We start from the raw sequence: 14,918 nt of genomic DNA on the forward strand, positions 1-14,918 counted from the left end.
GCACACACAGGTACGCCCATGACAAAACGGCAGGACAGCCGTTTTGCACGGCGTAGCCGCCCGCAGGGTGGCGCACACGGAGGTGCGCCATGAAGGCCGGCCGCAACCGCGCGCGCAGCAACTTCAACCTGCGTGGCCGCCTGACGCTGGTCGGCATCGCGCTGGGCCTGTGCTCGGTGACGCTGATCGGCCGGGCGGCGTTCGTGCAGCTGGTCAACCGCGATTTCTACCAGCGCCAGGGCGAAGCGCGCTATCTGCGCGAACTGCCGATCGCCACCTCGCGCGGCATGATCACCGACCGCAACGGCGAGCCGCTGGCAGTGTCCACGCCGGTGGAATCGATCTGGGTCAATCCGCAGGAACTGTTGCGCAACCCGGACCGCATCCCCGAGCTGGCCAAGGCGCTCGGCCAGCCGCTGGACGAGTTGAACGCCAAGCTGGCGCAGAAGGCCGGCAAGGAATTCATGTACCTGCAGCGCCGGATCAACCCGGACAAGGCACATGCCATTGTCGACCTGAAGATCCCTGGTGTGTTCTCGCAGCGCGAGTTCCGGCGCTTCTATCCGCAAGGCGAGGCGATGGCCCACGTGCTGGGCTTCACCAATATCGACGACCGCGGCCAGGAAGGCCTGGAGCTGGCCTTCGACGAATGGCTGCGCGGCAAGCCAGGCTCCAAGAAGGTGGTGCGCGATGCGCGCGGCGCGATCGTGGAGAGCGTGGATCTGGTACGTCCGGCGCAGCCGGGCAAGGACCTGACGCTGAGCATCGACCGCCGCATCCAGTTCCTGGCTTACAAGGAGCTGCGCAACGCACTGGTCGAAAACAATGCGGCCGGCGGTTCGATGGTGGTGATGGATGTGGCCACCGGCGAAGTGCTGGCGATGGTCAACCTGCCCACCTACAACCCCAACGCGGTCACCGGCATCAACCCGTCGGCGCGCCGCAACCGTGCGGTCACCGATCTGGTCGAGCCGGGCTCGACGATGAAGCCGCTGACCGTGGCCACCGCGCTGACCGCCGGTGTGGTGACCAAGGACACCGTCATCGACACCAACCCCGGCTACATGTCGGTGGGGCGCTTCACCATCCGCGATGTGCCGCGCAACAACGGCGTGCTCAACGTCACCGGCGTGATCACCCGCAGCTCCAACATCGGCGCGGCCAAGATCGCCGCCAAGGTGCCGGACCAGACCTTCTATCAGTCGATCCGCAACTTCGGTTACGGCGCTGCCCCGCACAGCGGTTTTCCCGGCGAATCGGCCGGCGTGGTGCTGCAGCCGGCGCGCTGGAGCGGCCCGTCCAAGACCACCATGTCCTACGGCTACGGCCTGTCGGTGACGCCGCTGCAGATCGCGCAGGCCTACGCCACGCTGGGCAACGGCGGCAAGCTGACCCCGCCGACCTTCGTGCGCGGCCAGCACAACGAAACCCGCCAGGTGGTCACTCCGGAAGTGGCGCGCCAGGTCATCGACATGATGGAAACCGTGGTCACCCAGGGCGGCGCCAAGGGCGCGGCGATCCTGGGCTATCACGTCGCCGGCAAGACCGGTACCGCGCGCAAGAACGGCGCCAACGGGTACGAGCGCGGGCATTACAACGCGCTGTTCGCCGGCCTGGTGCCGGCCACGCGTCCGCGCTTTGCCACCGTCATCGTGATCAACGATCCGCAGGGCAAGGTGTATTACGGCGGCCTGGTGTCGGCGCCGGTGTTCCACAGGGTGATGGAAGGCGCGCTGCGGCTGATGGACGTGCCGCCGGACGACATCCAGTCGTGGCTGGCGGCGCAGGCCGCCGGCAAGACCGGGCAGCCGGTGGTCAAGCCGCAGCCGGCCGATCTGGATCCGGCGTTGGTGCCGGACCCGGTGGATGAAGTGTCTGCGGGTATTCCCACCGCACTCGCGCCGGCTGCATTGCCCGCACCCGCCCAGCCTGCACCGTTGCAGGAGAGCCGCCAGTGAGCCGCAGCATGCCGCTGTCGCAGTTGTTGCCGGACGTGCCGCTTGCGCGCGAGGTGCAGGTGTCGGGCCTGGTGATGGACAGCCGTGCGGTGCGTGCGGGCGATGCCTTCGTGGCGATCGCCGGTTTCGGTGCGCATGGTCTGGGCTTTGTCGACCAGGCGCGCGCCAATGGCGCGGCGGCGGTGTTGTTCGAGCCGCCGGCGCCGGCCGATCTGCCGGCACCGGCCGACGCGATCGCGGTGCCGGGCCTGCGTGCGCGCCTGGGCGCGATGGCCGATCAGTTCCACGGCCAGCCCTCGCGGGCGATGCGCATGGTCGGCGTCACCGGCACCAACGGCAAGACCTCCACCGTGCAATTGCTGGCGCAGGCCCTGACGCTGCTCGGCACCCCGGCCGGCACGCTCGGCACCCTGGGTGTCGGCCTGTACGGCAGCGCCGTGCCGACCGGTTTCACCACGCCGCTGGTGCTGCAGACGCATGCCTTGCTGGCGCAGTTGCGCGACGCGGGCGCGCAGGCGGTGGCGATGGAAGTCAGCTCGCATGCGCTGGACCAGGGCCGCGTGGATGCAGTGCATTTCGACGTGGCGGTGTTCACCAATCTCACCCGCGACCATCTCGATTACCACGGCGACATGGCGCAGTACGGCGCGGCCAAGGCCAGGCTGTTCACGCGCGCCGGATTGAAAGCCGCGGTGGTGAACCTGGACGATGAATTCGGCCGCACGCTGCTGGCCTCGCTCGACCCCGCGCTGCGCGCGATCGGCGTGAGTTCGCGTGCGCAGGCCCAGGCAGGCGTGCGTGCGCAGGCACTGCAGCTGGATCACAACGGCATCAATTTCGCGCTGCATCTCGACGGCCAGGTGCACCCGGTGCACTCGCCGCTGCTGGGCCGCTTCAATGTGGACAACCTGCTGGCCGTGGCCGGTGCGTTGTCTGCGCTGGAGATCGCGCCGGCGCAGATCGCCGAAGTGCTCGGTCGGTTGCAACCGATCCACGGCCGCATGAATCGCCTGGGTGGTGCGCATGGCGCACCGCTGGTGGTCGTCGACTACGCACACACGCCCGACGCGCTGGAACAGGCATTGGCCAGCCTGCGCGCGCATGCACAGGACCGGCTGATCTGCGTGTTCGGCTGCGGTGGCGAGCGCGATACCGGCAAGCGCCCGCAGATGGCGGCCATTGCCGAGGTCAATGCCGACGTGGCGATCGTCACCGACGACAACCCGCGCGGCGAAGATGGCGATGTGATCGTGGCCGATATCCTGCGCGGCTTCGCGCGCCCGGATGCGGCCATCGTGCAGCGCGACCGCGCCGCGGCGATCCATCAGGCCATCAGCATGGCCAGTGCCTCCGACATCGTGCTGATCGCCGGCAAGGGCCACGAACCGTACCAGGAAGTCGCCGGCGTGCGGCATGCCTTCGACGACGCCATCGTGGCGGCGCAGGCCTTGTTGCCGCGTACCGTGCTGGGAGTGCGCGCATGAAGCTCACGCCGCTGTCGTTGATCGCCCACTGGGCCGGTGGCGAGCTGCATGGCGACGACGCCATGATCGACACCGTCGGCAACGACACCCGCACGCTGGCCAACGGCAGCCTGTACGTGGCGCTGCGCGGCGAGCGTTTCGACGGGCACGACTTTGTCGCAGACGCGGTGGCGCACGGCGCCAGCGGTGTGCTGGTCGATCGCCTGCTGCCGGAGCTGAGCGTGCCGCAGGTGCTGGTGGAAAATACTGAACTGGCGCTGGCGCGTATCGCTGCCGGCATGCAGCGCGACCGCGCCACGCGGGTGATCGCCTTGACCGGCTCCAACGGCAAGACCAGCGTCAAGGCCTTGCTGCTGGCCATCCTGACCGAGGCCGGGCGTGTCGACGGCACCACCGTGTACGCCACGCCGGGCAACCGCAACAACGAGATCGGCCTGCCGCTGGCGGTGATCGCGGCGCCGGACGATGCGGACCTGGCGATCTACGAAATGGGCGCCGGCAAGCCGGGCGATATCGCCTATCTCACCGAGATCGCCCAGCCGCACGTGGCCCTGGTCAACAACATTGCGCCTGCCCATCTGGAACGCCTGGGCAGCCTGCTCGGCGTCGCCCGCACCAAGGGCGCCATCTACGCCGCATTGCCGGCCGATGGCGTGGCGGTGATCAATGCCGACGATGCCTTCGGTGCCTGGTTCGAGCAGCAACTGCATGCGCAGCCGGTGCAGGGCCGCCGCGTGTTGCGCTACGGCCTGCAGGCCAGTGCCGACATCACCGCGCATGGCTTGCGGCTGCAGGCCAGTGGCGCGCAATTCACCCTGGTGACCCCGAAAGGCCAGGCGCAGATCGCGCTGCCGTTGCCGGGCCGCCACAACGTGCTCAACGCGCTGGCGGCGGCCGGCCTGGCCTTGGGTGCGGGCATCGCCTTGCCGATCATTGCCGCCGGCCTGGCGCAGGTTCGTCCGGTGGCCGGCCGTCAGATCACCCACGCCCTGCCTGGCGGCGCGGTGCTGATCGACGACAGCTACAACGCCAACCCCGGCTCGCTGGATGCCGCCATCGACACCCTGGCCGCTGCGCCTGGCGAAGGCTGGCTGGTGCTCGGCGACATGCGCGAACTCGGCCCGGAAGGCGCCGCCCTGCATGCCGCCGCCGGCCGTCGCGCGCGCGCGGCCAAGCTGCAGCGCCTGTACGCGCTAGGCGAGCTCAGTGCCGCCGCCGCACAGGCGTTCGGCGAGGGCGGCCGCGTGTTCGCCACCCATGCCGCGTTGATCGCGGCCTTGCAGGCGGATCTGGCGCAGCTCGCCGTTTCGCCGACCCAAACGCAGGAATCTTCTTCGATGTACGAACACACCGGTGCGGCGGCGCAGACTGCCGCCACCACGGCGCAAACCCCGCCCATGCTGCTGGTGAAAGGCTCCCGTGGCAGCGCCATGGACCGCATCGTCGCCGCGCTGCTCGCACCGGCGGAGGACGCATCCCATGCTGCTTGAGCTGGCGCGTTGGCTGCAGCAACTGGAGAGCCTGTTCGGGCTGTTCAACTATCTGACCTTCCGCGGCATCCTGGCCGCGCTGACCGCGCTATTCCTGTCGCTGTGGATGGGCCCGGCGGTGATCCGCAAGCTGGCCCAGTTCAAGGGTGGCCAGCCGATCCGCCAGGACGGCCCGCAGACGCATTTCTCCAAGGCCGGTACCCCGACCATGGGCGGCTCGCTGATCCTGCTGACGGTGACCTTGTCGGTGCTGCTGTGGGGCGACCTGCGCAACCGTTACGTGTGGTTGGTGCTGGCGGTGATGGTCTGTTTCGGTGCGATCGGCTGGTACGACGACTGGATCAAGATCGTGCGCCGCGATCCCAACGGCCTGAAGTCGCGCTGGAAGTATCTGCTGCAGTCGATCTTCGGCCTGGCTGCGGGCCTGTTCCTGTACTACACCGCCGACGTGCCGGCCGCGATCACCTTCTACATCCCGATGTTCAAGTCGATCGCGCTGCCGCTGGCCGGCGTGAGCTTCGTGGTGATCGCCTATTTCTGGATCGTCGGCTTCTCCAACGCGGTCAATCTGACCGACGGTCTGGACGGCCTGGCGATCATGCCGACCGTGCTGGTGGCCTGTGCGCTGGGCGTGTTCGCTTACGCCTCGGGCAACGTGGTGTTTGCCGAATACCTGAAGATCCCGCTGATTCCCGGGGCCGGCGAGCTGATCATCATCTGCTCGGCGATCGCCGGCGCAGGCCTGGGCTTTCTGTGGTTCAACACCTATCCGGCCATGGTGTTCATGGGTGATATCGGGGCGCTGTCGCTGGGCGCGGTGCTGGGCACCATCGCGGTGATCGTGCGCCAGGAGATGGTGCTGGTGATCATGGGCGGGGTGTTCGTGATCGAAACGCTGTCGGTGATGATCCAGGTCGCCAGCTTCAAGCTGACCGGCAAGCGCGTGTTCCGCATGGCGCCGATCCATCACCACTTCGAACTCAAGGGCTGGCCGGAGCCGCGCGTGATCGTGCGCTTCTGGATCATTTCGGTGGTGCTGGTGCTGATCGGCCTTGCCACGTTGAAGGTGCGCTGATGAACGACATGTCCCGCCAGGCCACGCGACTGGACGCCATCGGCGGCCGCTACGACCCGTGGCTGCTCGGGGCCGCGGCCACGCTCGCCTCGCTGGGCGTGGTGATGGTGGCGTCCAGTTCGATCGAGCTGTCCGACAATCCGTTCTATTACCTGACCCGCCATCTGCTGTTCCTGGGCATCGGCGTGGGCCTGGCGTTCTGGGCGATGCGCACCGAGCTCAAGACCATCGAGCAGTACAACCAGGTGTTGCTGTTGGCCTGCTTCGGCCTGCTGATGGTGGTGTTCGTGCCCGGCCTGGGCAGCAGCGTCAACGGCGCCAAGCGCTGGATCAACCTGGGCGTGTCGAAATTCCAGACCGTCGAAGCGGTCAAGGTGCTCTACATCGTGTGGCTGTCCAGCTACCTGGTGCGCTTTCGCGACGAGGTCAATGCGACCTGGCCGGCGATGCTCAAGCCGCTGGGCGTGGCGATCGCACTGGTCGGCCTGCTGCTGATGCAGCCGGACTTCGGCTCGTCCACGCTGCTGCTGGCGATCACCGCCGGCATGCTGGTGCTGGGCGGGGTGAACCTGCCGCGCATGTCGATGCCGATCGTGTTCGGCCTGCCGGTGTTCGCCTTCATCGCGATCCTGGAGCCGTACCGGCTACGTCGCATCACCTCGTTCCTGGACCCGTGGGCCGACCAGCTCGGCTCCGGCTATCAGCTGTCCAACGCCTTGATGGCGGTCGGCCGCGGCCAGTGGACCGGCGTGGGCCTGGGCGCCTCGGTGCAGAAGCTCAACTACCTGCCCGAAGCGCATACCGACTTCATCTTCTCGGTCATCGCCGAAGAACTCGGCTTTGTCGGCGTGTGTGGGGTGATCTCGCTGTATGCGCTGCTGGTCGGCCGCGCGTTCTGGCTGGGCATGCGCTGCGTGGAAATGAAGCGTCACTTCTCCGGCTACATCGCCTTCGGCATCGGCTTGTGGATCAGCCTGCAGAGCTTTGTCTCGGTAGGCGTGAACCTGGGCATCCTGCCGACCAAGGGCCTGACCCTGCCGCTGATTTCCTCCGGCGGTTCGTCGGTGCTGATGACCTGCGTGGCAATGGGCCTGCTGCTGCGCGTGTCCTACGAAATGGATCGTGCCGAGCGCCTGCGCAGCAAGTTGTCGCCGCAGGGTGCTGGCGCACCGTCGGCCGAGCCGGCCGAACCGGTGGTCGAGTCGGCCACGCCGGCCTACGCGCCCGCGCGCAAACCGCAGCGCGAGCCGGTTGCCGCCGCGCCGGCACCGGTTGCCGCAGCCTCGGCCACGTCTGCGCATGCGTCTGAGTTCCTGCGCGGCACCAGCCGCATGCAGCCGCGCGTGGAACCGACCTTCGGGAGGATTGCATGAGCGCTCATGCGAATCCCGCGCAAACGCCTGCACATCCAGGTGCGGGGATCCGACCAGTGATGATTCTGGCTGGCGGCACCGGCGGGCATATCTTCCCGGGTCTGGCCGTGGCCAAGGTGCTGCGCGCGCGTGGCGTGCCGGTGACCTGGCTGGGCGCCGACGGCGCAATGGAAACCCGGCTGGTACCGCAGCACGATATTCAACTCGATACGCTGGCCATCAGCGGCCTGCGCGGCAAGGGCCTGGTGAAATTGCTCGGTGCACCGGTGCGGGTGATGCGCGCGGTGCGCGCCGCCGGCTTCGTGCTGCGCAAGCGCCAGCCGCGCGCGGTGATCAGTTTCGGCGGCTTTGCGGCCGGCCCGGGCGGCCTGGCAGCGCGGCTGCTCGGGGTGCCGTTGCTGGTGCATGAGCAGAACCGCGCGCCCGGCATGACCAACAAGGTGTTGTCGCGGTTTGCGCGCCGTGTGCTGACCGGTTTCCCGGGCAGCTTCGCCGGCGAAGAAGCGGTGGGCAATCCGGTGCGTGCGGAAATCGCAGCGCTTCCCGCGCCGGCCACGCGTCTGCTCGGCCGTGGCAGTGCCGTACGCGTGCTGGTGCTCGGTGGCAGCCAGGGCGCACGCGCATTGAACCAGGCCGTGCCGGCGGCACTGGCTGCGCTCGGTCACCCGGATGTGGACGTGCGCCACCAGTGCGGCGAAAAGCTGCGTGCCGAAGCCGAGGCCGCGTACGCGCAGGCGGGCGTCAACGCCAGCGTCGAACCCTTCATCGCCGACATGGCCGCCGCCTACGCCTGGGCCGACCTGGTCGTGTGCCGCGCCGGTGCCTCCACGCTGGCCGAACTGTGCGCCGCCGGCATCGGCAGCGTGCTGGTGCCCTTCGCCGCCGCCGTGGACGACCACCAGACCCGCAATGCCGAATACCTGGTTGGCGCCGATGCCGCCGTGCTGCTCAAGCAGGACGACACCCTGGCGGCGCGCCTGCAGCAGGTCTTGCAGACCCTGCTCGCCGACCCCGCCCGCCGCCTGGCGATGGCGCAGGCCGCCCGCACCCTGGCCAAGCCGGACGCCGCCGAACGCATCGCCGACATCATTCTCCAGGAAGCCGGGAGTGGGGATTCGGGATTTGGGATTCGTAAAGAGCAACAGCACAAGCAGGACAGCATGCAGACATCCGTTAATGGCGACCGCTCCGCTCAATTGATCGCCACCAATCTCCAATCCCGAATTCCCAATCCCGGCACCTCCACCGGAGGTGCTGCGTGATCCGCCGTCTGCAGGACAGTGGCGACCTGGTGCGTGCGTTTCCGCGCGTGCATTTCGTCGGCATCGGTGGCACCGGCATGAGCGGCATTGCCGAGGTGATGCTGACGCTGGGCTATGAAGTCTCCGGCTCGGACAACTCCGATAACGTGGCGACGCGGCGGCTGGCCAAGCTGGGTGCGCGGGTGATGCGCGGGCATTCTGCGGCCAACGTGCTCGGCACCGATTGCGTGGTGGTGTCCAGCGCGATCCGCGAAGACAACCCCGAGCTGATGGAAGCGCGCAGCCAGCGCATTCCGATCATGCCGCGTGCGGCAATGCTGGCCGAGTTGATGCGGTTCCGTCGCGGCATCGCGGTGGCCGGCACGCATGGCAAGACCACAACCACCAGCCTGGCCGCAGCGGTGCTGAGCGAGGGCGGGCTGGATCCGACCTTCGTCATCGGCGGGCAGTTGCTGGCCGCCGGCGCCAACGCCAAGCTCGGTGGCGGCCAGTGGCTGGTGGCCGAGGCCGACGAGAGCGACGGCAGCTTCCTGCGCCTGAATCCGCTGATGGCGGTGATCACCAACATCGATTCGGATCACCTGGAAAACTACGGCAACGATTTCGCACGCATCCAGGCCGCCTTCGCCGAGTTCCTGCAGCGCCTGCCGTTCTACGGCCTGGCGTTGCTGTGCATCGACGACCCGGAAGTGGCTGCGCTGGCCGGCAAGACGCCGCGCCACGTGATGAGCTACGGCATGAGCGAAAACGCCGACGTACGCGCCGAAGACGTGGTGCAGGACGGCCCGCGCATGCGCTTCACGCTGCGTCTGCCCGAAGGCACCACCACCCCGGTGACGCTCGCCTTGCCGGGCCGCCACAACGTGCTCAACGCACTGGCGGCCGCTGCGATCGGCTGGCAGCTGGGCGTGGCGCCGGAGACCATCGCGCGTGCGCTGGAAAACTTCGCCGGTATCGGCCGTCGCTTCAACGACCTGGGCGAAGTCACCACCAGCACCGGTGCGCGCGTGCGCGTAGTCGACGATTACGGCCACCATCCGCGCGAGCTGGAAGCGGTGTTCGCCGCCGCCCGTGGCGGCTGGCCGGACAAGCGTCTGGTCGTCGCATTCCAGCCGCATCGCTACAGCCGTACCCGCGATCAGTTCGATGCCTTCGCCGCGGTGCTGAGCACCGTCGATGCGCTGGTGCTGAGCGAGGTCTATCCGGCTGGCGAAGCGCCGATTCCAGGCGCCGATGCGCGCGCGCTGGCGCGTGCGATCCGTGCGCGCGGCCGCAGCGAACCGGTGGTGGTCGGGCAGATTTCCGGCCTGGCCGAAGTACTGCCGGACGTGCTGCAGGACGGCGATCTGCTGCTGATGATGGGCGCCGGCGATATCGGCTATGTCGCGCAGCACATCATGAACAACGGTTTCACCGGAGCGAGCGCATGAGCGCGGTGATTCCCAACGCACGTACCAGCGATCCGGCCGCGTTCGGCCGCGTCGCCGTGCTGCTCGGTGGTACCTCGTCCGAGCGCGAAGTGTCGTTGAACTCCGGCAGCAACGTGCTCGACGCACTGCGCGCGCGCGGTGTCGACGCGCAGCCGGTCGACGGCATTCCGGCCCTGGCGCAGGCGCTGGTCGAAAAACGCTTCGATCGCGTCTTCAATGTGCTGCACGGCCATAACGGCGGCGGCGAAGACGGCATCGTGCAAGGCCTGATGGAAGCCTTCAAGGTGCCGTACACCGGCTCCAACGTACTGGGCTCGGCGTTGAGCATGGACAAGATCCGCACCAAGCAGGTGTGGCTGTCGCTAGGCTTGTCCACGCCGCGCTATGCGCGCCTGGCCGCCGGTGCCAGCGCCGACGACATCCATGCCGCCGCGCGGCAGATCGGCTTGCCGGTGATCGTCAAGCCGGCCAACGAAGGCTCCAGCGTCGGCATCAGCCGCGTGTTCGACCAGGCCCAGCTCGAACAAGCCGTGCTGCTGGCGGCGCGCTACGACGGCGCGCTGCTGATGGAGCAGCTGATCGAAGGCGACGAACTCACCGTGGCCGTGCTCGGCGAGGTCGCGCTGCCGTCGATCCGCATCGTGCCCAAGGGCCAGTGGTACGACTACAACGCCAAGTACCTGGCCGACGACACCCAGTACCTGTGCCCGGGCCTGGACGGCGATGCCGAGACGCAACTGCGCCAGCTCGCCCTGGACGCCTTCCGCGCTGCCGGCGCCAGCGGCTGGGGCCGCGTCGACGTGATGCGCGACCGCGCCAGCGGCCAGCTGTATCTGCTGGAGGTCAACACCGCCCCGGGCATGACCAGCCACTCGCTGGTGCCCAAGGCCGCGCGCCAGCTCGGCATCGATTTCGAAGAACTGGTCTGGCGCGTGCTGGAGCAGACGCTATGACGCGGGGATTGGGGATTCGGGATTCGGGATTGGCCAACAGCGACGCCATGCGCGCCGTTGCTGTTGCCGTGGCGAATCCCCAATCCCTAATCCCCAATCCCGCGCGCGCAGCACGCGCCGTTGCGATTCCCTATTCCCGATTCCCCATTCCCGCGCGCGGAGCGCGCGCATGAACGCCACCCTGCGCATCCTGGCGTGGTTGCTCGCGGTGGCGCTGGTCGCGTTGCCGGTGGTGGCCGTGCTCAATGGCTGGGTCGGTGCCGAGCGTTGGCCGTTGGCGCGCTTGCGGGTGTCGGGCGACTTCAAGCGGGTGCCGGCCGAAGAGTTGCGCGCGGTGGTCCTGCCGTATGCGCGCGCGGGCTTTTTCGCGGTGAAGCTGCAGAACGCGCAGGATGCCATCGCGCGCCTGCCGTGGGTGGAAAGTGCGCAGGTGCGCAAGCGCTGGCCGGACGTGCTGGAAGTGCACGTCACCGAGCACAAGCCGTTCGCGCGCTGGGGCACCGACCGCATGTTGTCCGAGCAGGGCCGGTTGTTCCGCACCCCGCCGTTGTTGAAGGATTTCAAGCTGCCGCAACTCGGTGGCCCGGACAGCAAGACCCAGGACGTGGTGGCGCTTTACAACGAATCGCGCGCGTTGTTCGCGCCAACCGGGCTGGATGTGGAGCGTCTGGAAATGGACGCGCGCGGCAGCTGGTCGCTGGGCCTGAGCAACGGCGTGCAGATCGTGATCGGCCGCGACGACGCGCGCGCGCGCCTGCAGCGCTTCGCCCGCGTGCTGCCGCAACTGGCCGACCCGCAACGCCCGATCGCCCGCGCCGACCTGCGCTACACCAACGGCTTCACGGTCGAACGGAATTTGGAAAACGCGGTGCCCGAGACCAAGAAAAAACCTCCGCCGGCCACGCCCGCCGCACATCACACGGTCGTGCTGCAACTCCCTCGCACCCGTACCCCGCTTTTCTCCAATCCCGAATCCCAAATCCCGAATCCCGGCTTTAAGACATGAACCGCAAAGGCGACAAATCCCTCATCGTTGGACTGGACATCGGCACCTCCAAGGTCGTCGCGCTGGTCGGCGAGTACTCGCCCGGCAATCCGATCGAAGTGATCGGTATCGGTTCGCATGAATCGCGCGGTCTCAAGCGCGGCGTGGTGGTGGACATCGAGTCCACCGTGCAGTCGATCCAGCGTGCGGTGGAAGAGGCCGAGCTGATGGCCGGTTGCGAAATCCGCTCGGTGTACGCTTCGATTTCCGGCAACCACGTGCAGTGCAAGAACTCGCCCGGCATCGTGCCGATCCGCGACGGCGAAGTGACCTGGAGCGATCTGGAGCGCGTGCTGGATGCGGCCAAGGCCGTGGCCATTCCTGCCGACCAGCGCATCCTGCATGCGATCCCGCGCGAGTACGTGCTGGACGATTCGCAGGAAGGCATCCGCAATCCGGTCGGCATGACCGGCGTGCGCCTGGAGGTGCACGCGCATCTGGTGGTGTGCGCGCAGTCGGCAGCGGCCAACATCACCAAGTGCGTGCAGAAGTGCGGCCTGCAGGTGGACGATCTGGTGCTGTCGTCGCTGGCCTCCAGCGTGGCGGTCCTGACCGCCGACGAGCGCGAACTGGGCGTGGTACTGGTGGATATCGGCGCCGGCACCACCGACCTTGCGGTCTACGTGCAGGGCGCGATCTGCCACACCGCCTCGCTGCCGATCGCCGGCGACCACGTCACCAACGACATTGCGCACATGCTGCGCACGCCCACCCCGGAAGCCGAACAGATCAAGGTGCGCTACGCCTGTGCATTGGCGCAGCTGGCCACCGCCGAAGAAAGCATCCAGGTGCCGTCGGTCGGCGACCGCCCGCCGCGGCGCATGCCGCGGCATGCGCTCGCGCAGGCGGTGCAGGGCCGTTACGAGGAAATCTTCGAAATGGTGCAGGCCGAACTGCGCCGCTCCGGTTTCGAGGAAATGGTGCGCGCCGGCATGGTGCTCACCGGCGGTGCGTCGAAGATGGAAGGCGTGGTCGAACTGGCCGAAGAAATGTTGCAGATGCCGGTGCGCGTGGGCATTCCCCAGCACGTCACCGGCCTGGGCGAAGTCGTCGGCAACCCGGTGCACGCTTCCGGCGTGGGCCTGCTGCTGATGGGCAGCCAGATCGAACATCCGCGCCGCCCGTCGATCCCGACCGGTCGCGCCGGGAGCTTGTTCAAGAAATTGAAGAACTGGTATCGCGGGGAATTCTGAGGGGCCGGGATTTGGAATTCGGAATTTGGGATTGGCAAGGGCGAAGAAAAAGCAGAGTGGTAGCAACGATTAAGTGGAGAGCGGCGAGCGGGTAGGCGGTAAAATTTTTTGCAGGCATTGCGTCGAGGAGTAGGTGCGGTGAGTCGTAGAGCGCAACAGCGCATCCATGGCCCAGGCACACGAATCCCGACTTTCAAACAACAACACTCGCCGTGATGCGGAGTGGGCCAGGGACCAGCGCGTTTGCGACTCCCCAATCCCCACTCCCCAATCCCGGCTCAAGAGGACACTGACATGGCACATTTTGAACTGATCGAAAAGATGGCTCCCAACGCGGTAATCAAGGTCGTTGGCGTAGGCGGCGGCGGCGGCAACGCGGTTGCGCACATGGTCAACACCAATGTCGATGGCGTGGAGTTCATCACCGCCAACACCGACTCGCAGGCGATCAAGAACTGTGGCGCCAAGCTGCAGCTGCAGCTCGGCACCAACGTCACCAAGGGCCTGGGCGCGGGCGCCAATCCGGAAGTCGGCCGCCAGGCCGCGCTGGAGGACCGCGAGCGCATCATGGACGCGCTGCAGGGTGCGGACATGGTGTTCATCACCGCCGGCATGGGCGGCGGTACCGGCACCGGCGCCGCCCCGGTGGTTGCACAGCTGGCCAAGGAAATGGGCATCCTGACCGTGGCCGTGGTCACCAAGCCGTTCCCGTTCGAAGGCCGTCGCCGCATGCAGGTCGCGCTCAAGGGCATCGAGGAGCTGAGCCAGCATTGCGACTCGCTGATCACCATCCCCAATGAAAAGCTGATCACCGTGCTCGGCCGCAACGCCACCATGATCCAGGCCTTCCGCGCCGCCAACGACGTGCTGCAGGGCGCCGTGCAGGGCATCGCCGATCTGATCGTGCGTCCGGGTCTGATCAACGTCGACTTCGCCGACGTGCGCACCGTGATGTCGGAAATGGGCCTGGCCATGATGGGCACCGGCTCGGCACGCGGCGACGATCGCGCGCAGGCCGCTGCCGAAGCCGCCATCCAGAACCCGCTGCTGGACGACGTCAACCTGGCCGGTGCCAACGGCATCCTGGTCAACATCACCGCCGGCCCGGATTTCACCATGTCCGAGTTCGACGAGATCGGCCGCACCATCGAAGCGTTCGCCTCGGAAGATGCGACCGTGGTCGTCGGCACCGTGCTCGACCCGGACATGCAGGACGAAGTGCGCGTCACCGTGGTGGCCACCGGCCTGAACCGTGCGGTTGCCCGCCAGACCCAGCGTCCGGACCAGCGCGCGCCGATCAAGCTGGTGCGCAACGCCACCACTGGCCAGCCGGAGTTCGGCGATTTCGACACCAGCGGCGGCGATGCGGTGTCCAAGGCCGTCGGCGGCAGCATGGGCCTGGGCCTGCGTCGTCCGAGCAGCGACTCGGTCGGCAGCGGCAGCAACAACGGCGGCGGTTCGGCTGCGCCGGCCGCAGACTTGCCCAACGACTACCTGGATATCCCGGCGTTCCTGCGCCGCCAGGCCGACTGAGGATCGTCGGCTGCGTCGCTACGGCGGCGCGGTCCGTTCCGCCCCGGGGTTCGCCCCGGGGGTGCAGTGCCATGTCCTTTCTGCCGGATCGGCCACGATCCGGCAGCTTTTGCAGTGGCGTG

The 14,918-nt window shown here is 67.7% G+C and carries 11 protein-coding genes; all 11 read left to right on the forward strand.

From position 1 onward, the window contains the following. Nucleotides 1-89: 89 nt before the first annotated feature. The 11 genes from DGN21_RS03835 to ftsZ all read left to right on the forward strand — a co-directional run bounded on the left by DGN21_RS03835 (nt 90) and on the right by ftsZ (nt 14,796). On the forward strand, nt 90-1,958 hold the full coding sequence (locus DGN21_RS03835) for a penicillin-binding protein 2 (RefSeq protein ID WP_024939428.1): 1,869 nt from the start codon (nt 90-92) through the stop codon (nt 1,956-1,958). Nucleotides 1,959-1,966: 8 nt separating this feature from the next. Continuing rightward, a complete protein-coding gene (locus DGN21_RS03840; RefSeq protein WP_080931498.1) occupies nt 1,967-3,442 on the forward strand; it encodes a UDP-N-acetylmuramoyl-L-alanyl-D-glutamate--2,6-diaminopimelate ligase in 1,476 nt (491 codons plus the stop codon). Further along, complete coding sequence (gene murF / locus DGN21_RS03845; protein WP_104543322.1) at nt 3,439-4,932, forward strand: UDP-N-acetylmuramoyl-tripeptide--D-alanyl-D-alanine ligase; 1,494 nt, start codon at nt 3,439-3,441, stop codon at nt 4,930-4,932. Before DGN21_RS03840 ends, murF begins: the two co-directional genes overlap by 4 nt. Further along, nucleotides 4,922-6,007, forward strand: coding sequence for a phospho-N-acetylmuramoyl-pentapeptide-transferase (gene mraY / locus DGN21_RS03850; RefSeq protein ID WP_024939425.1), 1,086 nt, complete (start codon nt 4,922-4,924; stop codon nt 6,005-6,007). The genes murF and mraY overlap by 11 nt, the downstream gene beginning before the upstream one ends. After that, nucleotides 6,007-7,380, forward strand: coding sequence for a putative lipid II flippase FtsW (gene ftsW, locus DGN21_RS03855; RefSeq protein ID WP_184551428.1), 1,374 nt, complete (start codon nt 6,007-6,009; stop codon nt 7,378-7,380). The genes mraY and ftsW overlap by 1 nt, the downstream gene beginning before the upstream one ends. Beyond that, the gene (gene murG / locus DGN21_RS03860; protein WP_184551429.1) at nt 7,377-8,642 is read left to right on the forward strand and encodes an undecaprenyldiphospho-muramoylpentapeptide beta-N-acetylglucosaminyltransferase; all 1,266 of its coding nucleotides are present in this window, start codon (nt 7,377-7,379) and stop codon (nt 8,640-8,642) included. The genes ftsW and murG overlap by 4 nt, the downstream gene beginning before the upstream one ends. Then, nucleotides 8,639-10,072, forward strand: coding sequence for a UDP-N-acetylmuramate--L-alanine ligase (murC, locus tag DGN21_RS03865; RefSeq protein WP_184551430.1), 1,434 nt, complete (start codon nt 8,639-8,641; stop codon nt 10,070-10,072). The genes murG and murC overlap by 4 nt, the downstream gene beginning before the upstream one ends. Then, complete coding sequence (locus DGN21_RS03870; protein WP_054591401.1) at nt 10,069-11,025, forward strand: D-alanine--D-alanine ligase; 957 nt, start codon at nt 10,069-10,071, stop codon at nt 11,023-11,025. Before murC ends, DGN21_RS03870 begins: the two co-directional genes overlap by 4 nt. 169 nt (nt 11,026-11,194) lie before the next feature. After that, the gene (locus DGN21_RS03875) at nt 11,195-12,031 is read left to right on the forward strand and encodes a cell division protein FtsQ/DivIB (RefSeq protein ID WP_154831473.1); all 837 of its coding nucleotides are present in this window, start codon (nt 11,195-11,197) and stop codon (nt 12,029-12,031) included. Continuing rightward, on the forward strand, nt 12,028-13,263 hold the full coding sequence (gene ftsA / locus DGN21_RS03880) for a cell division protein FtsA (protein ID WP_003485272.1): 1,236 nt from the start codon (nt 12,028-12,030) through the stop codon (nt 13,261-13,263). The genes DGN21_RS03875 and ftsA overlap by 4 nt, the downstream gene beginning before the upstream one ends. A gap of 294 nt (nt 13,264-13,557) precedes the next feature. After that, nucleotides 13,558-14,796: a cell division protein FtsZ gene (gene ftsZ, locus DGN21_RS03885; RefSeq protein WP_016902188.1), complete on the forward strand. Its 1,239-nt coding sequence runs from the start codon at nt 13,558-13,560 to the stop codon at nt 14,794-14,796. Nucleotides 14,797-14,918: the final 122 nt, after the last annotated feature.

The sequence above is a fragment of the Xanthomonas sp. MLO165 genome (assembly GCF_018831305.1).
In the GTDB taxonomy this organism is placed as follows: domain Bacteria; phylum Pseudomonadota; class Gammaproteobacteria; order Xanthomonadales; family Xanthomonadaceae; genus Xanthomonas; species Xanthomonas arboricola.

What these genes read in the sequence shown, in the direction of transcription:
- DGN21_RS03835 (WP_024939428.1), top strand. Translation starts at nt 90, where the DNA reads ATGAAGGCCGGCCGCAACCGCGCGCGCAGCAACTTCAACCTGCGTGGC.
- DGN21_RS03840 (WP_080931498.1), top strand. Translation starts at nt 1,967, where the DNA reads ATGCCGCTGTCGCAGTTGTTGCCGGACGTGCCGCTTGCGCGCGAGGTG.
- murF (WP_104543322.1), top strand. Translation starts at nt 3,439, where the DNA reads ATGAAGCTCACGCCGCTGTCGTTGATCGCCCACTGGGCCGGTGGCGAG.
- mraY (WP_024939425.1), top strand. Translation starts at nt 4,922, where the DNA reads ATGCTGCTTGAGCTGGCGCGTTGGCTGCAGCAACTGGAGAGCCTGTTC.
- ftsW (WP_184551428.1), top strand. Translation starts at nt 6,007, where the DNA reads ATGAACGACATGTCCCGCCAGGCCACGCGACTGGACGCCATCGGCGGC.
- murG (WP_184551429.1), top strand. Translation starts at nt 7,377, where the DNA reads ATGAGCGCTCATGCGAATCCCGCGCAAACGCCTGCACATCCAGGTGCG.
- DGN21_RS03870 (WP_054591401.1), top strand. Translation starts at nt 10,069, where the DNA reads ATGAGCGCGGTGATTCCCAACGCACGTACCAGCGATCCGGCCGCGTTC.
- DGN21_RS03875 (WP_154831473.1), top strand. Translation starts at nt 11,195, where the DNA reads ATGAACGCCACCCTGCGCATCCTGGCGTGGTTGCTCGCGGTGGCGCTG.
- ftsA (WP_003485272.1), top strand. Translation starts at nt 12,028, where the DNA reads ATGAACCGCAAAGGCGACAAATCCCTCATCGTTGGACTGGACATCGGC.
- ftsZ (WP_016902188.1), top strand. Translation starts at nt 13,558, where the DNA reads ATGGCACATTTTGAACTGATCGAAAAGATGGCTCCCAACGCGGTAATC.